The organism is Paracoccus broussonetiae (assembly GCF_031854425.1).
Classification (GTDB): domain Bacteria; phylum Pseudomonadota; class Alphaproteobacteria; order Rhodobacterales; family Rhodobacteraceae; genus Paracoccus; species Paracoccus broussonetiae.
Window position 1 is genome coordinate 94227 of the sequence record NZ_JAVRQI010000016.1, and the last position, 20015, is coordinate 114241.

A 20015-nucleotide genomic window follows, 5' to 3' on the forward strand; every position below is an offset into this window, starting at 1 on the left:
GCGCCGGTCCGAACGCGGGGCCACTATCAGCGGGATCGATGGTGGTAAATGGCAAAGCGAGGACGGCAAGCTTGCGCCGGATCGTCGATGGGATGAGGGTTCAGGGCCGCTCGCGGGCCACTTCCCGGGCGATTTCCGCGAAATCGGCCAGCCCGGTCGGAGCGCTGCCCTGACGTTGCGTCATCCCGACCGCGCCCGACAGAAAACGCGCTCCGGTGGGCAGGATCGCCAGGTCGCCGCGGTCCAGTTCATGCGCCACCACGCCGCGCGAAATGAACCACAGCGCGTCCGAGCTGAGACATATCCCGCGCCCCAAGGCCAGCGACACTGTCTCGACCGCGGGACGCAACCCGGCAAGGCCGTTCGCGGCAAGATAATCTTCCACCACCGGACGGATAAGTGCGGTGGTGGGTGGAAGGATCACCGGAGAGGCCGCAAGGGCCTCTTGCGCTGGCCGATGGCGAAACGGATGGTCGGCGCGCCCGACCAGCACGACTTCGTCTTCGTAAAGATGGTCGAAGCTTAGGCCGGCCATCTCGGCCGCGCCGGGCAGGCGGCCCACGACGAGGTCGACCAGACCTTCGCGCAGCATCCGCATCAGGTGGAAATGGGGACCTGTCTCGACGGCCAGCAGGATTTCGGGGCGCAAGTCGCGGAACCGAAGCACCACGCGCGGCATGAACCGCGTAGCGACCGTGGGCAGGACGCCGACCCGCAGGGTGCCGCTGACACCGGGACGCAAGGCCGCTGCACCCGCCTCAAGCGCCTGGATGGCGGTCAGTGCGTGGCGTCGAAAGACCGCCCCCCCTTCGGTCAGGACGAGCCTGCGGCCCTGGCGCAGGAACATCGGCTGACCCAGCAGCGCCTCAAGCTCGGCCAAGGTGCGGGACAGGGCGGGCTGGGTGATGCCTTGCGCGCGGGCGACCGCAGACAGACCACCTTCGGCCGCGATGTCCAGAAAGGCGCGGATATGGCGCAACTTGACCCCAGGATGCATAGCAGAATGGTTATCCATCATGACCGATTTTGCATTATCCAAGCCGGAACCGTTATGCGAGATTATGGAAAGAGGGAGAGCATCATGCAAGTTCTGACCCGCCCCTGGGGCGCGATGCATTACCGGATTGACGGCCCGGCCGATGGGCCTGTCGTCGTCTTCGCCAATTCGCTGGGCACCGACCTGCGGCTTTGGGACCAGCTTATTGCCGAGATGCCCGAGGTTCGCGCGATCCGCTTTGACAAGCGCGGGCACGGCCTGTCGGACGAAGGCGGCGATTTCGGTGTCGAGGATCTGGCTGAGGATGCCGTCGCGCTGATCGAACATCTTGGCGTTGGCCCCGTCGTTTTCGTCGGCCTGTCGATCGGCGGCATGATCGCGCAGACGCTGGCGGCGCTCCGTCCCGACCTGGTCCGCGCGGCGGTCCTGTCGAACACTGCAGTCCGCATGGGGACAAAGGAAAGCTGGGCCGAGCGCATCGCCGCCGTTCAGTCGACCGGGATCGGCGCAATCGCCGATATCATCATGCAGCGTTGGTTCGCCCCGGTCTTTCGCGCGCGCCCCGAGTTGGCCGCCTGGCGCAACATGGTCCTGCGGACCTCGGCCATCGGCTATGTCGGGGCTTGCCGCGCGCTGGCTTCGGCTGATTTGACCGCGGCGACCAGTGGCCTTTCCTTGCCGGTCGCGGTGATCGCGGGCGATCAGGACGGATCCTCGACAGCCGAACTGGTCAAGGCCACCGCCGACCTGATCCCGGGCGCCGCCTTCCACGTCATTCCCGATGCGGGCCATCTGCCCTGCGTCGAGCAGCCCGCGGCATTCGCCGCGATCCTCCGGGACTTTCTCAGGGAAAATTCGAAATGACCGAACGATTCGATCAGGGCATGGTCACGCGCCGCCGGGTGCTTGGTGACGCCCATGTCGACCGGGCCGAGGCCAACAAGACCGCCTTCGACGAACCCTTCCAGACGCTCATTACCGAAGCCGCCTGGGGTTCGGTCTGGGCGCGCGACACGATCTCGGCCCGTGAGCGCTCGATGTTGACCATCGCGCTGCTGGCCGGGCTGGGCAACGATCACGAACTGGCAATGCATATCCGCGCCACCGCCAATACCGGCGCCAGCAAGGAGGACGTGCTGGATGCCCTTCTGCACGTCGCCATATATGCCGGGGTGCCGCGCGCCAACCATGCGATCAAGATCGCCAAGGAGACCTTCGCGGAGATGGAGAGCAAGTGATGACCCAGAACAACGAAGTCGACCGCGGGCCCCTGTTCTTCCGCGACCGCGACTGGCACCCCGCCGCCTATACGCCGGGCTACAAGACCTCGATGACGCGTGCGCCGTTCCGGCCACTTGTCGCCCTTGGCTCGACCCTGAGCGAGGAAACCGGCCCGGCCTTTGGCCATTCGATGGTCGGTAATCTCGACAACAACCTGATCCTGAACTTCACTGGCCAACCCGCCATCGGTGAACGGATCATCATGCATGGCCGGGTGCTTGACGAAACCGGCCGCGGTGTTCCCAACGTTCTGGTCGAGATCTGGCAGGCCAATGCCGGGGGCCGTTACCGCCACAAGAAGGACGGCTATGCCGCGCCGCTTGACCCGAATTTCGGCGGCTGCGGGCGCACCATCAGCGGTCCCGATGGCTCATACGAGTTCCTGACCGTCCGTCCCGGCGCCTATCCCTGGCCGAACCGGGTCAACGACTGGCGCCCGATGCATATCCACATCTCGGTCTTCGGTTCCGGATTCGGCCAGCGCCTCATCACCCAGATGTATTTCGAGGGCGATCCGCTGATCCAGCGGTGCCCGATCATCAAGACCATCGGAGAGGACCGCGCCATTCAGGCCCTGGTCGCGCCGTTGGACCTGAACAGGGCGATCCCGATGGATTGCCTTGCCTACAAGTTCGACATCGTGCTGCGCGGCCGTCGCCAGTCGTTCTTCGAAAACCGCAAGGAGGGTCTGTGATGCAGAAGCTGGACTATCTGAAGGAAACCCCCTCGCAGACGGCCGGACCTTATGTCCATATCGGCCTGACGCCGAACAAGCTGGGCAACGCGGGCATCTATCCGGTCGATCTGGGCGAAAGCCCGATCCGCGATGGTGCCAAGGGGCAGGCGATCACCATCATCGGGACCGTGCGCGACGGGGCGGGCATGATCCTGCGCGATGCGCTGATCGAAAGCTGGCAGGCCGACGCCGAAGGGATCTATCCCGGCAATGACCCGCGCGGCGGGGCGGATCCGAACGTCTCCGGCTGGGCCCGCATCATTGCCGATTTCGACAGCGGTGAATGGACGCTGAAGACGGTAAAGCCGGGCCGCGTTCCCTTTCCGGATGGCCGCATGATGGCGCCGCATGTCGCGCTGTGGGTGGTTGCCCGCGGGATCAACCTTGGCCTTCAGACCCGGATCTATTTCGAGGACGAGGACAACGAGTCTTGCCCGGTCCTGCAACGGATCGAGCATCGCGAGCGCGTGAACACGCTGATCGCCCGGAAAACCGGTGACGGCACCTATCGCTTCGATATTATCCTGCAAGGCGAGAACGAAACCGTATTCTTCGACATGTGAGGACAGGATGGGCGATCTGACGAACCGGCCCTGCATTATCTGCGTGGCGATCACCGGATCGCTTCCGACCAAGGAAAACAATCCGGCGGTGCCGATCACCATCGCCGAACAGGTCGAATCCACGCAGGAAGCCTTCGAGGCCGGCGCGACGATCGCCCATTGCCATGTCCGTGACGACGAGGGGAAACCGACCTCGGACCCGGACCGCTTCGCCCGCCTCAAGGAAGGGCTGGAGCAGCACTGTCCGGGCATGATCGTCCAGCTTTCGACTGGCGGCCGTTCGGGCGCCGGTCAGGCCAGGGGCGGGATGCTGCCTCTGGCCCCCGACATGGCCTCGCTTTCGGTGGGCTCGAACAATTTCCCCACCCGTGTCTACGAAAATCCACCGGATCTGGTCGACTGGCTGGCGTCCGAAATGATCCGCCACGATGTGAAGCCCGAGATCGAGGCCTTCGATCTCAGCCATGTCCTGCAGGCGGCCCGGATGCATGCCGATGGTCGGATCAAGGACCGGCCCTATGTCCAGTTCGTGATGGGCGTGAGGAATGCGATGCCCGCGGATCGCGATGTTTTCGACTATTATATCCATACGGTGCAGCGCCTCTTTGGCCCGGACGCGCCCTGGTGCGCCGCTGGGATTGGTCCGAACCAGATCCAACTGAACGAATGGGCGATCTCGTCCGGTGGCCACGCGCGCACCGGGCTCGAGGATAACGTCCGCCTGGACCGCGACCGGCTTGCTCCCTCGAACGCGGCGCTCGTCAGGCGCGCGGCCGAGATCTGCGACAGGTTCGAACGCCCCGTCGCAAACTGGCAGCAGGCGCGACAGATCCTTGGCTTGCGTCCGCCCTTGGCCTGATCCCCTTCACCCCATTCACTGTTTTGAAAATACCCTCGGGGGGACCGGGGGGCAGACAGCCCCCCGGCTTCGACCGATCCAAAGGACCGTATCCATGCCTGCTTCCGCCGCCGACAGTGCCATCTATCGTCAGCTTTTCAGCGACGAGGCCAGCGCTGCGCTGTTCACCGACAGCGCCGAGATCCGCGCCATGCTTCTGGTCGAAGGCGCGCTGGCGCGGGTACAGGGCGGGCTTGGCATCATTCCCGAAACCGCAGCCGCCTATATCGACCGGTCCAGCCGCGAAGTGCAGATCGACCCCTCGGCACTGGCGGTTGAGACTGCGACCAACGGTGTGCCGGTCCCGGCGCTGGTCGCAGCCTTTCGCAAGGCGATGCAGGCCCCGGAACATGCGCAGTTCCTGCATTGGGGTGCGACCAGCCAGGACATCATGGAAACCGCGCTTGCCCTGCGCTTGCGGCGCCTGATCGAGATCTGGGACGACCGGCTTGGCCAGTTGATCCGGTCCCTCGGAGAGCTGGCCGAAACCCATGCCGAACTGCCGATGGCGGCGAGGACCTATGGGCAGGCAGCGACACCGACCAGCTTCGGAGCCGTGGTGGCGGGTTGGGGTCATCCCCTGATGCGGCATCGGGACCGGCTAGCGGCCCTGCGCCCGCAGTTGGCGACGGTCTCTTTGGGCGGAGCGGCCGGAACGCTCTCCGCGATGGGTTCCGAAGGGCCGGCGGTGCGCTCCGCCCTGGCCGAGGCGCTGGGACTGGCCGATCCCGGCCACAGCTGGCACGCCGAACGCGACCGCATCGATGGCTTTGCCGCCTGGATGGCAGGAGTTTGCGTCAGCCTTGGCAAGATGGGCGAGGATCTGATCCTGATGACCCAGTCAGGGATCGAGGAAATCCGCATCTCGGGTGCCGGTGGATCATCGACCATGCCGCAGAAGCAAAATCCCGTCGGCCCTTCGGTCCTTGTTGCGCTGGCACGGCAATCCGTAGCGCTGGCGGGCGCGATGCAGGGCGCGGGGCTGCACCGGCAGCAACGCGACGGCTCCGCCTGGTTCGTCGAATGGATGACCCTGCCGCAGCTTTGCATTTCGGCCGGCCGCGCGATGGCCTTGGCGCTGGATGTCGCCGGGCGTCTTGCGCCGGACGCGGCGGCGATGGCACGCGGCATCGATGATGGAACGGGACTGATCCATGCCGAGGCATTCACCTTTGCGCTGGCCCGGCACATGCCCCGTCCTGAAGCACAGGCCAGGATCAAGGCGCTTTGCGCCGAGGCAGTGAAGGGCGGCAGCTCGTTGCCAGCACTGGTCGCGCGGGATTTTCCGGCGCTTGACCTGTCCGCAGCGGGTGGCTTGGGCACCGCCCCGCAGGATGCGCGTGATTTCGCGGTGAAGGCGCGGGCCTAGCGCAGCGCCCGCCAGATCGACGAAGCAAGGTCGCCAAGATCGCCCAGCCGCGCCAGAACATGTTCGCGGCCAAGCCCCGAGGCGTCCTGTTGCCGGTCAAGCCGCGCCATCAACCGCAGCAGGCGCCGCTTGTGGATGCCGCTCCAGACCTGGACGGGATCGGCGACGATTCCGGCAAAGGTCGTGATCAGCGCGGCCAAGACGGACAGCACGATTCCTGTCAGCACAAGTTCCAGCGTCGAGAATTGCGTCGGGAAAACCGAATACCACATCCCGCCCGCCCAGCTTCCTAGCGCGAAGTCCGCGACCGCGTGGGAGTGCGCCCGCATTTCGGCGATGGGGGTGGCCAAGGACAAAACGCCGGGCGTCGCTTGATAGAAGATCAGGAAGCCCGACAGAAGCACGATGATCGAGGTGGTGATCTCAGAAACCGCGTTGCGGGTTTCTGCATAGGATCGGATCGCGCTTTGGATCAAGGGAGCGGGCGCGCGGGGCGCGATCCCTTGCGAATCGAGGTGCGTGAGCAGTTCGGTTAGATCCGACTCGATGCGGCGCGCGACATCGGTGGTCAGGAAGATCTGGCGACGGTCCAGCCAGCTGGCTGCGCCCCGGGCGCCGCAAAGGCGCAACATCATCGCGACGAAACGCAACAGCAGGAAAACGGGCGACAACGCCACGTTCGCCGGGGCGCGAAGCAGGTCTGCGCCGATGGCTGCGCGATGCAGGGCAAGAGTGCCGCGGATGCCATAGCGGTCAGCGACAAAGCGGCCGATCTCGCTTTCCCGGCGCGTCATCGGCCGGGTATCGGCCGGGGCGGGTGCGGCTGATCCTGGGCGCGCAGGGGGCATGAAGCGGGTTCCTTGGTCTGAGGATTGATCCTTCAATCTAGGGAGGTCGGGGACATGTCTCAACCATGCGCGGAAGGCGCGATGGGCGGTCGCGTGGGTGGAGGCAATGCCCGCTTTGTCATCACTCGTACTTCCAAGATCTGATGCAAAAGCAAGGTGACGGAGGATTTGTCTCGTAATTACGAACGCTTACCTGACTATCATCGATCTCTCCGAACTGCCTTCTTGCCGTGATCCCATGCCGAAAACAGGTTTCCAGCACAGGGGCATGAGAGAGGAAAACCATCTTCATTTCTGGAAACTCCTAAATCTCTATATACTCAGTAGTGATTTGATGTATTCTTTCCTCGTAGCCGCGGCGCCCCTTGCGCCTGTCCAAGCTCAACGACGAAAGGACGGACATGACCATTCCCGCTCCGCAAAAGATCAAGGTCCTTTGGTTCCTGCCGACCCACGGCGACAGCCGTTATCTGGGCACTGCCGATGGTGGGCGGGCGGTGAACCTGCCCTATCTGCGGCAGATCGCGCAGGCGGCAGATTCTCTGGGCTATTATGGCGTCCTTCTGCCGACGGGCCGCAGTTGCGAAGACAGCTGGATCGTGGCCGCCGCTCTGGCCTCGCAAACCGAAAAGTTGCGTTTTCTGGTCGCGGTGCGTCCGGGGCTGCAATCGCCCACATTGGCCGCGCGCATGACCGCGACGTTGGACCGGCTTTCGGGTGGCCGGCTGCTGATCAATGTCGTCACCGGCGGCGATCCGGTCGAGAATGCGGGCGACGGCATCCACCTGAGCCATTCCGAACGCTACGAGGTGACGCGGGAATTCCTGGACATCTATAAGGCATTGCTCGCGGGGCAGACCGTCAATTACGAAAGCAAGCATTTCCGGATCGTGGACGGGAAGCTTCTGTTTCCGGCATTGCAGGAAAACGGGCCGAAGCTGTTCTTTGGCGGCTCGTCGGAGGCGGCGAACGCCGTGGCGGCCAAGCAGGTCGACAAATACCTGACCTGGGGCGAGCCGCCCGAGCAGGTCCGTCACAAGATCGAGGGCGTCCGCCGCCTGGCCGAGGCTGAAGGACGTGAAGTGACCTTCGGGATCCGCCTGCATGTCATCGTCCGCGAGACCGAGGCCGAGGCATGGCAGGCAGCGGACCGCCTGATCAGCAAGCTGGACGATGCCACTATCGCCCGCGCGCAGGAAACCTTCGCCCGGATGGACTCGGTCGGCCAGCGGCGTATGGCCGAACTGCATGGCGGTCGCCGCGACGGGCTAGAGATCAGCCCGAACCTGTGGGCGGGGGTCGGCCTTGTCCGGGGTGGGGCGGGCACTGCGCTGGTCGGCGACGCCGAAACCGTGGCCGAGCGTATCGACGAATACAGGCGCATCGGGATCGATACCTTCATCCTGTCGGGCTATCCGCATCTTGAGGAAGCCTACAGCTTCGGCGAACGCGTGCTGCCGCTGCTGCCGCTGGACCATCCGGTGGCACAACCCAGCGCGGCCGCGAACATGGGCCCATTTGGCGAGACGGTCGGCAATGACTATCGCCCCGCGGCTGAGCCCATCATGCCGCGCCCGGTTCTGGTGACAGGAGGTTAGGGCATGAACATGATCCAGTCCCCGCGCCTGCGCGTCGTCATCATGGGTGGCGGCTTCACCGGCGCCTCACTGGCCTGGCAACTTGCCGAGATGCATGTGCAGGCGATCGTAACCGTGGTCGAGCCGCGCGCCGAACTGGGCCGGGGCCTGGCCTATTCGACGACCGAGCCCGCGCACCGGATCAATGTCCCGGCGCATCGCATGACGATGGACCCTGACCGGCCCCAGGACTTTGCCGATTGGATCGCAGAGGGACAGGCGCAAGGCCGATTGGACCACGACGCCTCCTCGTTGACCGCGCAGGGCGAGCGTTTCCCGCGCCGCGAGCTGTTCGGCGAATATGTGGCCGACAGGATCGCGCCGCATCTGCGCGCGGGCAGGATCCGGCATATCCGCGCCCGCGTCGGCGATATCGAGCGCGCGCCCGACGGTGCGCTGGTGCTTCTGCTGTCGGACGACAGCCGGATCCGGGCCGATCTTCTGGTGCTGGCCACGGGACATCCGCCGCCGGCGGTGCCGAAGGTTCTGGCCGGGCTGACCGGCGCGCCCGAGCTGATGGCCGATCCCTATGACCCGGTGCGGATCGCGGGTATCCGCCGCGATGCGCGTGTTCTGGTCCTGGGCGCGGCGCTGGGTTCCGCCGATGTCATCGCGACACTGGACGGGCAGGGGTTCGAAGGCAGCATCACCTGCCTGTCGCGTCACGGTCTGCGGTCTCGGTCGCACGGGATCGTCGCACAGGAAAGCACGCAGGACTTTACCGAGACGCCGATCACCAGCGTGGCCGAGTTGCTGCGTCGGGTCCGCCACGCGATCGTGGACGATCAGGCGCGCGGGCAAAGCTGGCACGCGACGCTGTCCCGATTGCGCACGCAGGGCCAGCAGATCTGGTCCGGGCTGGATGATCGGGCCCGCGCGCGCCTGCTGCGTCACCTGCGCACCTATTGGGACGTCCACCGCTATCGCCTTGCGCCGCAGATCGGCGCCATTCTGGACCGTCTGGAGGATGACGGGCGTCTGGACTATCAGGCCGCGCATCTGATTTCGGCCGAGCGGGAATGGAACGGTGTCCGCGTGACCTGGCGGCGCCGTGGCGGGCAGGATCTGGTCAGCGGCGTCTTTGACCAGATCGTCGTGACCACCGGCCCTGCGCAAGGACGGTGTATCGACTGGAACCCGGCGCTTGCCGCTCTGGCCCGGCTGGGCATGATTGCCCCCGATCCGCTGGGGCTGGGGCTGGCCACAACCGATACCTGCCGCGCACTGGATGTCAGGGGTCAGGCAAGCGAACGCATTCTGGTCGCCGGACCCCTCGCCCGTGGCCATGTGGGGGAATTGATCGGCGCGCCGGAATGTGCGGCACACGCCCGGTCGATTGCCCGCGAAATCGCCAAACGCGCTATCCTTGCCCCCATTCTGCGGCATTCCGGCCTGTCCGAGGGCCGTGCAGCGAACCCGGCCTGAAGGGCTGGAATCACCTCGAACCACAGGAGATCATCATGTCGATCCTGACCATCACCGGTTTTGCCGGAAGCTTTTCTGCGCCCTCGCGCACGCGGGCCCTTGTCGAGCAGGCCGTGGACCTTGCCGCGGACCGCTTCAACGCGGTGGGCCAGGTCTTTGACCTGAGTGAGCTTGGCCCCTCGCTTGGTGCGGCGCGCCAGCTGGGCGATCTTTCCCCTGAGGCGCTGGAGCTTGTCACCTCACTTGTCCGTTCGGACGCGCTGGTGATCGCAAGCCCCGTCCACAAGGGCAGCTACAGCGGCATGTTCAAGCATGTCTTCGACCTGCTCGATCCGGGCATGTTGCACGGCAAGCCTGTTCTGCTGGCGGCCACCGGCGGCGGCGACCGCCATGCGCTGGTGGTTGAACATCAGCTTCGCCCGCTTTTCGGCTTTTTCGAGGCGCAGCCATTGGCCACCGGGGTCTATGTCTCGGACCGGGACTTCGTCGGCGGTAAGCTGGTGGACGAAGCCGCGCGCGCCCGCCTGAGCCGTGCCGTTGGCCAGTTTGCGCCATACCTCAGCGATTACCCTGTCCCGGTGCGAGGCGAGAGTGCCGCGCCGATCCTGCACGCCCTGTAAAAGGATCAAAGCCCATGACCTTGACGACATTCACGCGCCGCACGGCGCTAGGCTTCGGGCTGGCGGCGCTGGCCGCCCCGGGCCTGCTGCGGGCAGCACCCGCCACCAAGCTGCGCGTCGGCTGGCAGAAAGGTGGTCTTCTGGGGCTGGTGAAGGGGGCCGGGGCATTCGAAAAGACCTTTGCCGATCAGGGCGTTTCCGTCAGCTGGTCCGAGTTCACCTCGGGTCCGCCGCTGCTTGAGGCTCTGTCGGCGGGGGCACTGGATTTTGGCTATACTGGAAACGTCCCGCCGATCTTCGCCCATGCGGCGCGCGGCAACCTGGTGTTCGTCGGGGCAAGCGAAGGATCCCGTGAAGGCCATGCGATCCTGGTTCCGAGGGACTCGGCCATTCAGTCGCTTGCGGACCTGAAGGGCCAGAAGGTCGCTTTCAAACGTGGCAGCTCGGCCCATTATGCGACGATCAAGCTGCTTCAGACGGCCGGGCTGACGCTGGATGACATTCAGCCGCAGGACCTGTCGCCACCAGACGCGATTGCCGCCTTCGATGCCGGTGCGATTGGCGCCTGGGCGATCTGGGATCCATATTTCGCGATGGCCGAAGCACGCCCGAACACACGCGTCCTGCAGACGACCGCCATTGTCGAGCCGGATTACGGCTTCTTTTCCGCAAATAAGGATTACGCCAAGGACAATCCCCTTCTGGTTCGCCGCGTGGTCGAGACGATCCGTCAGGTTGGTGAGCAGGGCCAGGCCGATCTGCCCGCCACGATCAAGACTTTCGCCAAGGAAACGGGGTTAAGCGAGGCGGTTCTGGAACGCGCGCTGACCCGCAAGGGCGCCGATCTGGGCAAGCAAGGGTTCGTCGAGGATCGGCACGTCACCTATGAACAGGGCGTCGCTGACGAATTCTACAAGCTGGGCATCATTCCCCGCCAGCTTGACATCGCTTCGGTTGTCTGGACCCCGCAAACCTCGAGCTGACGGAGATAGCAGATGAGTCTGACTGACAGCCTTGGTCCCGCCCGGGATCGCAGCGCGGGGTGGCGGCTGCGGCTTCCCAAGGCGGAAAGCCTGCTGCCTTACGCCGTCCCGGCCGCAATCCTTGCACTGTGGGAGATCGCGGGCGCGGCAGGCCTGATCGCCGACACCATCATGCCGCGCCCGTCGACGATCCTGTCGACCGCGGTGCAAATGACGCTGTCGGGGGAGTTGCTCACCCATCTGGGCGTTTCGGCCATGCGCGCGCTGGCCGGGCTTCTGGTCGGGGGCGGCATCGGCTTTGCTTTGGGCGTGGGAAACGGCGTCTCCCGACTTAGCGAGACATTGACGGATTCGACCCTGCAAATGGTCCGCAACATTCCGCACCTGGCGCTAATCCCCCTGGTCATCCTGTGGTTCGGGATTGGCGAGGGCGCGAAGCTGTTTCTTGTCGCGCTGGGAGTATTCTTTCCAATCTACCTGAACACGCTTTACGGCATCCGCAATGTCGATCCGCAATTGATCGAGATGGGCCGGGCCTATGGCATGACCGGGCGGCAACTGTTCCGGCGGATCGTGCTGCCGGGGGCGCTGCCGTCGATCTTTGTCGGGCTGCGCTATGGGCTGGGGATCATGTGGCTGACGCTGATCGTGGCCGAAACGCTTTCAGCATCTTCGGGGCTTGGCTACATGGCGATGAAGGCCCGCGAATTCATGGTGCTGGACGTCGTCGTGCTGTCGATCCTGCTTTACGCGGCACTTGGCAAGCTTGCCGATACGCTGACCCGCGCGCTGGAACGCCGCGCGCTGCAATGGAGCCCCGCCTATGCAGGCCGTTAACATCCTGCCCCGCGACATCCCGGTCCCGCCAATGCTGCGCGAGAATACCGGCGTCACCGTAAGGCTGGCGAATGTCTCGCGCAGCTTCGACGGGAACCGCGTCCTGAACAACCTCGACCTTGAGGTTCGGCCGGGCGAGTTCGTGTCGATCGTCGGGAAAAGCGGCTGCGGCAAGTCCACTTTGCTGCGCCTGATCGCGGGGCTGGACCGCCCGACCACTGGCAGCGTGACCGTGGACGGAGTGCCAGCCGAACGGGCCGGAGACCGCCTGCGCATCATGTTCCAGGAACCGCGCCTGCTGCCTTGGGCCTCAGTGGCCGATAATGTCGCGGTCGGCCTGCGCGAAGGGCCCGATCCTACGGCGGTGGAATGCGCTCTGGCCTCGGTCCAGCTTTCCGACAAGGCCGGGGATTGGCCCGCGCAGTTGTCCGGCGGCCAGCGTCAGCGCGTCGCGCTGGCACGGGCATTGGTCAGTAACCCGAAGCTGCTGGTCCTTGACGAACCATTGGGGGCGCTGGACGCGCTGACGCGGCTGACCATGCAGAACCTGATCCGCGACATGCATGCCAAAGCGGGCTTCACTGCCGTCCTTGTCACCCACGACGTGGCCGAGGCCGTGGCCTTGTCCGACCGGGTTATCGTGCTGGGGCAGGGCGGAATCCTGCACCGCGTCGATATCCTGCGCGTCGGCCCCGTGCGGCGTGGCAGCGCCGAAATCGCCGCTATCGAGGCCGAGATCGTTGACGCGATCTTCGCTGCCTGATCTGCCCTGAAATCCGTCACCGTCGCAAGCTCTGCACAAGGATGCGGCAGTGCAGCGGGATCGGATCCTTGGCGCCTTGCCCTGCGTTGCCTTTGACACACGGGGAATGGCAAGGCGGGGGCGGATCCACTGGGCCGGGCATGGAAAAGCGTCTTACGATCGTCATCGTCGAACCCGACAAGGAACGCGCATTGCCCATTGTCGACGGGCTGCGCGAACTGGGTGACCATGACATCCGCATCATCGCCGAGGAAACCGGTCTGGCCCGCCAGATCGCCGAGTTTCGGCCCGATGTCGTGCTGATCGATCTTGCAAATCCCTCCCGAGACATTCTTGAGGAACTGGCGCTGGCCTCTGGCCCGACCGAACGACCGGTCGCCATGTTCGTCGACCGCTCGGACGAGCAATTGACCCGCGCCGCGATTGAGGCGGGTGTATCGGCCTATGTCGTGGACGGGCTGCGCCCCGACCGGATCAAGCCGATCCTGGACGCCGCGATTGCGCGCTTCCACATGTTCCAGCGGATGCGCACGGAACTGGCCGCAACCCGCGCCGCGCTGGAAGAGCGCAAGATCATTGACCGCGCCAAGGCAGTGTTGATGAAAGCGCGCGGGATCGATGAAGAGGCCGCCTATGCGCTGCTGCGCAAGACCGCGATGGATCAGGGCAAGCGCGTGGCCGACATCGCCCAGCAACTGGTGATGGCGGCGGGGCTGCTGACATGCCGCTGACCCGGCTGCGCCTTGGCTATCTGCCGCTGATCGATGCGGCCCCGCTGGTCATTGCGCAGGAAATGGGCTTTGCCGCGGAAGAGGGGTTGCAGCTGGACCTGGTCCGCCTGACGGCCTGGGCTCAAAGCCGCGACATGCTGGGGGCGGGGCTGATCGACGCGGCGCATATGCTGGTGCCGATGCCTGTCGGACAGGCGCTGGGGCTGGGTCCGGATCTGCCGGCCTTCGACCTGGTCATGTTCCTGTCGCAGGGCGGTCAGGCCATCGCCGTCAACAACCGGATCGAGCAGCAGTTGCGGGCAATCGGGCATCCTTTCGACTTCGCGGATGCTTTGGCCGCTGGCCGTGCCCTGCGTCGGGTCGTGCAGGGCCGGTTGCGCGTGGGCGTGCCGTTTCTGTTTTCGACGCAGCTGGAACTGGTCAGCCATTGGCTTCTGGCCAGCGGCTTTGGCGCGGCCGAGCTTGAGCTTGTGACCGTGCCGCCTCCCAAGATGGCCGAGGTCATGGCCGCGGGCGAGGTGGACGCCTTTTGCGTGGGCGAGCCCTGGGCCTCATTCGCCGTCGATAGCGGTGGCGCAGCCCTGCTTCTGCCCGGCGCGGCCATCTGGTCGGCGGCGCCGGAAAAAGGACTGGTCCTGCGCCGCGACTTTGCCGACACCCGCCCGGACGAGACCGGCGCGCTGATGCGGGCCTTGTGGCGGGCCGGACGCTGGCTGGACGAACTCGGCCACCGCGCCCTTGCATCTGAAATCCTGTCGCGTCCCGCCTATCTGGACCTGCCTCCTGAACTGGCAGAGCGTGGCTTCGCCGGCAGGCTGATGATCGCCTCGGGTGGAGAGCTGCGCGAGGCACCGGGTTTCATCGCCTTTCACGCCGGAGCGGCCAGCTTTCCGTGGAAAAGCATTGCGGCGATGATCGCGGACAGGATCGCGCGGCGTCGCGGGCTGGACGTGGCCGAGGCGATGGCGCGCGCGATGCCGCATTTTCGCACCGATCTTTACCGCCAGCATCTGCGTCCTGCTGGCGCCGCGCTGCCTGGCGCGTCCCTGCGGCTTGAAGGTGCGCTGTCGCAAGATCGTGTCGTCCCGGCGGAAAAGGGGCAGATGATTCTGCGCGCCGACCGTTTCTTCGACGGCTTCACATTCGAACCCCCGGTGGCGCCCTGACCCAAGGCTGATCGTTCGCCGGGCAGTTTGCCGCGAAATCGCGCAATTTCCGTGTCGATCAGATGCCTGATATGCGCCCGCCATGCTGCAATGGCGCGAAAGCTTGCTGCGATGCCGCGATGCTGACATCTTTTGGTCATGGCCCGGCGCAATGGCGCGCCACCGGCCCGCTCGCAAAGATGCGGCATGACTGATCCCGCGAGGACGCGGAATCCCCGAAAGCGTTGACGCCGTGACTGTTCGCCCTTTGGCGGCACGTTCTTTGTTCATCGCTTTCCGACAGCCACTGCACCCCAGTTTTGCCATCGGAGCACCCATGTCCGCCTCGACCGACGATGCCAGCCGCGCGCTGAGTCTTTCGACCACCTCATTCGTTGTCTGTTTTGCCGTCTGGACGATCTTTTCGATCATCGGCATCCAGATCCGCGAAGAGCTTTCCCTGACCGAGACGCAATTCGGCCTGCTGGTCGGGATGCCCATCCTGACCGGGTCACTGGTCCGCATCATCCTGGGCGTCCTGACCGACCGGATGGGTGGGCGCACCGTCTATACCCTGACCATGCTGGCCGCTTCTTGCGCGACCTTCCTGCTGAGCTGGGCCACCACCTATCCGCAAATGCTGTTGGCCGCGCTTGGTGTCGGCCTGGCCGGAGGATCCTTTGCCGTGGGCGTCGCCTATGTCTCGCGCTGGTATCCCGCGGGCAGACAGGGCACGGCGCTTGGCATCTTCGGCGTCGGCAATGTCGGGGCGGCGGTCACCAAGTTCCTGGCCCCCTTCGTCATGCTGGCCTGGGGTTGGCAGGCGACCGCGCAGATCTGGGCCGGTGCGCTGGCGCTGACGGCGGTCCTGTTCTGGGTCTTCAGCAAGGATGACCCGGTGACCGTCCAGCGACGCGGCACCCGCGCCCCGTTGCGCAGCCTCAAGGCCGAATTCGCACCGCTGCGAAACCTGCAGGTGTGGCGCTTCTCGGCCTATTATTTCTTCAGCTTCGGGGCATTTGTCGCGCTGGCGCTTTGGCTGCCCCATTACCTGATCGGGGTCTATGGCTTCGGGGTCAAAACGGCAGGCATGATCGGCGCGGCCTATTCCATCCCCGCCTCGATCTTCCGCGCTTATGGCGGGGTGTTGTCGGACCGGATCGGTGCCCGGACCGTGATGTACTGGACGCTGACCGTTTCGCTGCTTGCGACCGCGATCCTTGCCATTCCCACGGGCGTTCCGACGCCAGTCTTCCTGGCGGTCATCTTTGTCCTCGGCTTCTTCATGAGCCTCGGCAAGGCGGCGGTCTACAAGCACATCCCGACCTATTACCCCCAGAACGTGGGCGCGGTCGGCGGGCTGGTCGGCATGATAGGAGGCTTGGGCGGATTTGTCCTGCCGCTGCTGTTCGGCTGGCTGAAGGACACGACCGGGCTGTGGTCCAGCTGCTTTGCGGTCCTGTTCCTGCTCGTCGCCGCTTGCCTGACCTGGATGCATGTCTCGATCCGCCGCCTAAACCGCGCCCCCGCCCTGCAAACCGCCTGAAAGGAAACCAAGCCATGAAAAAGAAACTAGTGGTCATTGGCGCCGGGATGGCCTCGGGCAGAATGCTCGAACAGCTCTTCGACGCCGCCCCGGATGCCTACGAAGTCACCCTGTTCAACGGCGAGCCGCGCGGGAACTACAACCGCCTGATGCTGTCCCCGGTGTTGTCGGGCGAAAAGACCTATGAGCAGATCGTCACGCATGACGATGACTGGTATGCCGCGCACGGCGTTGATTGCCGCTTTGGCGAGCCGGTGGTCAAGATCGACCGCAAGCGCCGGATCGTCTACTCGAACAAGGGCGGCGCGCCCTATGACGCGCTGGTCATCGCGACCGGCTCGGCCCCCTTCATCATCCCTGTCCCCGGCAAGGACCTGCCCGGCGTCGTGGCCTATCGCGACCTCGAGGATACGCAGGCAATGATGGACACGGCGGGCAAGGATGCCGTCGTGATCGGTGGCGGTCTGCTGGGTCTTGAGGCCGCGGCAGGGATGGCGGCACGCGGCGCACGCGTCACCGTCATTCACCTGATGGGCCACCTGATGGAGCGTCAGCTGGACCCCGCCGCAGGCTATCTGCTGCAGAAGGATCTGGAGAAGCGCGGCATCACCGTCCATTGCAAGGGTGCGACCAAGGCGATCCTTGGCACCGACCGCGCCGAGGCCGTGCTGCTGGAAGACGGCACCGTCTATCCCGCCGATCTGGTCTGCATGGCTGTCGGTATCCGTCCGGAAACCCGCCTCGCCAATGACGCCCATCTGGAGGTCGAGCGCGGCATCGTCGTCGATGACGCGATGCGCACCAGCGACCCGCATATCTTCGCGTTGGGCGAATGTGTCGAACATCGCAAGCAGCTGTTCGGGCTGGTCGCGCCGCTTTACGACCAAGCCAAGGTCCTGGCGAAAACCTTGCTGGGTGACGCCGCCGAATTCACCCCGGTCCAGACCGCGACCAAGCTGAAGGTCACCGGCTGCGACCTGTTCAGCGCGGGCGATTTTGCCGAAGGCGAGGGCCGAGAGGACATCGTCTTCCGCGACCCGGGCCGTGGCATCTACAAGCGTCTTGTCCTGCAGGACGACCGCATCATCGGCACCGTCATGTATGGTGAGACCGGCGACGGCAGTTGGTTCTATGGGCTGATGAAGGACGCAACCGACATCAGTGAGATGCGCGAGACCCTGATCTTTGGCCCGGCCTTCCAGGGAGGGTCCAAGCTGGACCCTATGGCGGCCGTTGCAGCCTTGCCGCCTGAGGCGGAGATCTGTGGCTGCAACGGCGTCTCCAAGGGTTCGATCATGGACGCGGTCGCGGGCGGAGCCTGCACGCTGGACCAGATGCGCGCCTGCACCAAGGCCAGCGCCTCTTGCGGCACCTGCACGGGGCTGGTGCAACAGATCATGGCCTTTGCTCTGGGCGGCGAGGTGCAGGACGCCCCCGACGGCATGTGCAAATGCACCGATCACACGCATGAGGACGTGCGTCGCCTGATCAAGACTATGGGGCTGAAATCCATTCCCGCCGTCATGCAGGAGTTGGGCTGGAAGACCGTCGGCGGTTGCCATTCCTGCCGTCCCGCTCTGAACTATTACCTGCTGGCCGAATACCCGCTGGAGTACAAGGACGACCGGCAGTCGCGTTTCGTCAACGAACGCAACCACGCCAATATCCAGAAGGACGGCACCTATTCCGTCGTGCCGCGCATGTGGGGGGGCGTGACCACTCCGGACGAATTGCGCGCGATCGCGGATGCCGCCGACAAATACAACGTGCCGATGGTCAAGGTGACCGGCGGTCAGCGCATCGACCTGTTGGGCGTCAGGAAGGAAGACCTGCCGCATATGTGGGCCGATCTGAACGAGGCGGGCCTTGTTTCGGGCCACGCCTATTCCAAGGGTCTGCGCACGGTCAAAACCTGTGTCGGCAAGGAATTTTGTCGCGTCGGCACGCAGGATTCGACCGGGCTTGGCATCAAGCTGGAAAAGATCATGTGGGGTTCCTGGACGCCGCATAAGCTGAAACTCGGCGTCAGCGGCTGCCCTAGGAATTGCGCCGAGGCGACCTGCAAGGATATCGGCGTCGTCTGCGTCGACTCTGGCTACAACATCTCGATCGGCGGCGCGGCGGGGATGGAGGTCAAGGAAACCGAGCATCTGGCCTCGACCCCCTCCGAGGAAGAAACCATCCAGATCATCCTGGCCGTGACCCAGCTTTACCGTGAGAACGGCAAATATCTGGACCGGCTCTGGAAGTGGATGGGCAAGGTCGGCCTTGACTGGATCAAGGCGCAGGTCGTCGATGATCTGGAAAACCGCAAGGCCTTGGTCGAGCGTTTCGAGATCAGCCAGTCGGTCTATCGCACCGACCCCTGGGCCGAGCTGTCCACCCCCGCCGAAACGCCCAAATGGGGCCCCCTTGCAGACCTGACGCTGGAGGCAGCCGAATGACCAGTTTCATCGATATCGGCGCGCTTTCGGATGTGCCCCAGCAGGGCGCGCGCGTGGTGAAAACGCAGCAGGGCTGCATTGCGGTGTTTCGCACCGCCGATAACCGGGTCTTTGCACTGGATGACCGCTGCCCGCACAAGGGCGGCCCGCTTTCCGAAGGGATCGTCCATGGCGATCGCGTCACCTGTCCCCTGCACAACTGGGTCTTTGACATGAATTCGGGTGAGGCGCAGGGCGCAGATTCAGGCGCCGTCCGCACCTATCCGATCCGCGTCGAAAATGGCCGCATCCTGATCAGCGCCGAATTGATGGCCCGCCGGGCAGCCTGAGGAGTCATATCATGTCTTACATCAATCCTACTGATTTTGCTAAGAAAATGGTCGACGCTGGTGAGGCGAAGGTGTTCATGTCCACCCGAGACACCCTGATCCGCGCCTATATGGCAGGCGCGATCCTCGCCCTCGCCGCGGCCTTTGCTGTGACAGTTACGGTGAACACGGGCAATCCGCTGATCGGCGCGCTGCTGTTCCCGGTCGGGTTCTGCATGCTCTACCTGCTGGGCTTCGACCTTCTGACAGGGGTCTTCACGCTTGTTCCGCTCGCGCTGATCGACCGCCGCCGCGGCGTGACGATGAAGGGGCTATGGCGAAACTGGGGGCTGGTCTTCGCCGGGAATTTCGCCGGTGCCTTCACCGTCGCCGTCTTCATGGCAATCATCGTGACCTTCGGGTTTTCCGAGGCTCCGAACGAGGTCGGCCAGAAGATCGGCCATATCGGCGAGGGGCGGACGCTTGGCTATGCCGCCCATGGCGCGGCGGGGATGCTGACCCTGTTCGTGCGGGCCGTCATGTGCAACTGGATGGTCTCGACCGGGGTCGTTGCGGCGATGATGTCCACGAGCGTCTCGGGCAAGATCATGGCGATGTGGATGCCGATCCTGATCTTTTTCTACATGGGGTTCGAGCATTCGATCGTGAACATGTTCCTGTTTCCCGCCGGACTGCTGCTGGGCGGCAAGTTCACGATCATGGACTACCTGATCTGGAACGAAATTCCGACGGTTCTGGGCAATATGGTCGGCGGCCTGACCTTTGTCGGCGCAATGATCTATGCGACGCACTACAAAACCTCACCCGCGCGCATCCCGGATACGGCGGATGAGCAACCTTTGGCTGTCCCGGCCGAGTGAGGG

At 64.7% G+C, this 20015-nt stretch carries 20 protein-coding genes; 18 read left to right on the forward strand and 2 right to left on the reverse strand.

Annotated features, from left to right (window positions below; genetic code table 11):
* Positions 1-100: 100 nt before the first annotated feature.
* Positions 101-979: a LysR substrate-binding domain-containing protein gene (locus RM190_RS19090; RefSeq protein ID WP_311761059.1), complete on the reverse strand. Its 879-nt coding sequence runs from the start codon at positions 977-979 to the stop codon at positions 101-103.
* Between the two features lie 102 nt (positions 980-1081).
* Between RM190_RS19090 and pcaD the strand changes: the two genes are divergently transcribed.
* From pcaD to RM190_RS19120, 6 genes are all read left to right on the forward strand, one after another.
* Complete coding sequence (gene pcaD / locus RM190_RS19095) at positions 1082-1861, forward strand: 3-oxoadipate enol-lactonase (protein ID WP_311761060.1); 780 nt, start codon at positions 1082-1084, stop codon at positions 1859-1861.
* Positions 1858-2235, forward strand: a complete 378-nt coding sequence (pcaC, locus tag RM190_RS19100; protein ID WP_311761061.1) for a 4-carboxymuconolactone decarboxylase — start codon at positions 1858-1860, stop codon at positions 2233-2235. The genes pcaD and pcaC overlap by 4 nt, the downstream gene beginning before the upstream one ends.
* On the forward strand, positions 2235-2972 hold the full coding sequence (pcaH, locus tag RM190_RS19105; RefSeq protein ID WP_311761062.1) for a protocatechuate 3,4-dioxygenase subunit beta: 738 nt from the start codon (positions 2235-2237) through the stop codon (positions 2970-2972). Before pcaC ends, pcaH begins: the two co-directional genes overlap by 1 nt.
* Positions 2972-3577 (forward strand): protocatechuate 3,4-dioxygenase subunit alpha, encoded by a 606-nt coding sequence (gene pcaG / locus RM190_RS19110; RefSeq protein ID WP_311761063.1) that lies wholly within the window; start codon positions 2972-2974, stop codon positions 3575-3577. The genes pcaH and pcaG overlap by 1 nt, the downstream gene beginning before the upstream one ends.
* Positions 3578-3584: 7 nt before the next feature.
* The gene (locus tag RM190_RS19115) at positions 3585-4436 is read left to right on the forward strand and encodes a BKACE family enzyme (protein ID WP_311761064.1); all 852 of its coding nucleotides are present in this window, start codon (positions 3585-3587) and stop codon (positions 4434-4436) included.
* A 94-nt stretch (positions 4437-4530) separates the two neighbouring features.
* Positions 4531-5844, forward strand: a complete 1314-nt coding sequence (locus RM190_RS19120) for a class-II fumarase/aspartase family protein (protein ID WP_311761065.1) — start codon at positions 4531-4533, stop codon at positions 5842-5844.
* Here the strand turns inward: RM190_RS19120 and RM190_RS19125 are convergent.
* Entirely contained in the window at positions 5841-6692 is an 852-nt protein-coding gene (locus RM190_RS19125) for a DUF6635 family protein (RefSeq protein WP_311761066.1), read from the reverse strand. The two genes, RM190_RS19120 and RM190_RS19125, sit on opposite strands and share 4 nt — an antisense overlap.
* Positions 6693-7093: 401 nt before the next feature.
* Between RM190_RS19125 and ssuD the strand changes: the two genes are divergently transcribed.
* The 12 genes from ssuD to RM190_RS19185 all read left to right on the forward strand — a co-directional run bounded on the left by ssuD (position 7094) and on the right by RM190_RS19185 (position 20012).
* Positions 7094-8290 carry an FMNH2-dependent alkanesulfonate monooxygenase gene (ssuD, locus tag RM190_RS19130; protein ID WP_311761067.1) on the forward strand — a complete coding sequence of 399 codons (1197 nt, stop codon included), beginning with the start codon at positions 7094-7096 and terminating at the stop codon, positions 8288-8290.
* Positions 8291-8293: 3 nt separating this feature from the next.
* The gene (locus RM190_RS19135; protein WP_311761068.1) at positions 8294-9754 is read left to right on the forward strand and encodes an FAD/NAD(P)-binding protein; all 1461 of its coding nucleotides are present in this window, start codon (positions 8294-8296) and stop codon (positions 9752-9754) included.
* A gap of 35 nt (positions 9755-9789) precedes the next feature.
* Positions 9790-10374 (forward strand): NAD(P)H-dependent oxidoreductase, encoded by a 585-nt coding sequence (locus RM190_RS19140; RefSeq protein WP_311761069.1) that lies wholly within the window; start codon positions 9790-9792, stop codon positions 10372-10374.
* A gap of 14 nt (positions 10375-10388) precedes the next feature.
* A complete protein-coding gene (locus tag RM190_RS19145; RefSeq protein ID WP_311761070.1) occupies positions 10389-11357 on the forward strand; it encodes an aliphatic sulfonate ABC transporter substrate-binding protein in 969 nt (322 codons plus the stop codon).
* A 12-nt stretch (positions 11358-11369) separates the two neighbouring features.
* Positions 11370-12194 carry an ABC transporter permease subunit gene (locus RM190_RS19150; protein ID WP_311761071.1) on the forward strand — a complete coding sequence of 275 codons (825 nt, stop codon included), beginning with the start codon at positions 11370-11372 and terminating at the stop codon, positions 12192-12194.
* Positions 12181-12957 carry an ABC transporter ATP-binding protein gene (locus RM190_RS19155; RefSeq protein ID WP_311761072.1) on the forward strand — a complete coding sequence of 259 codons (777 nt, stop codon included), beginning with the start codon at positions 12181-12183 and terminating at the stop codon, positions 12955-12957. The genes RM190_RS19150 and RM190_RS19155 overlap by 14 nt, the downstream gene beginning before the upstream one ends.
* A 140-nt stretch (positions 12958-13097) precedes the next feature.
* On the forward strand, positions 13098-13688 hold the full coding sequence (locus tag RM190_RS19160) for an ANTAR domain-containing response regulator (RefSeq protein ID WP_311761073.1): 591 nt from the start codon (positions 13098-13100) through the stop codon (positions 13686-13688).
* Entirely contained in the window at positions 13679-14854 is a 1176-nt protein-coding gene (locus tag RM190_RS19165; protein WP_311761074.1) for an ABC transporter substrate-binding protein, read from the forward strand. The genes RM190_RS19160 and RM190_RS19165 overlap by 10 nt, the downstream gene beginning before the upstream one ends.
* Positions 14855-15170: 316 nt before the next feature.
* A complete protein-coding gene (locus tag RM190_RS19170) occupies positions 15171-16379 on the forward strand; it encodes an MFS transporter (RefSeq protein ID WP_311761075.1) in 1209 nt (402 codons plus the stop codon).
* Positions 16380-16393: 14 nt separating this feature from the next.
* A complete protein-coding gene (gene nirB / locus RM190_RS19175; protein WP_311761076.1) occupies positions 16394-18823 on the forward strand; it encodes a nitrite reductase large subunit NirB in 2430 nt (809 codons plus the stop codon).
* Positions 18820-19152, forward strand: a complete 333-nt coding sequence (gene nirD, locus RM190_RS19180; RefSeq protein ID WP_311761077.1) for a nitrite reductase small subunit NirD — start codon at positions 18820-18822, stop codon at positions 19150-19152. Before nirB ends, nirD begins: the two co-directional genes overlap by 4 nt.
* A gap of 47 nt (positions 19153-19199) precedes the next feature.
* A complete protein-coding gene (locus RM190_RS19185) occupies positions 19200-20012 on the forward strand; it encodes a formate/nitrite transporter family protein (RefSeq protein WP_449301382.1) in 813 nt (270 codons plus the stop codon).
* The last annotated feature ends 3 nt before the right edge of the window (positions 20013-20015 follow it).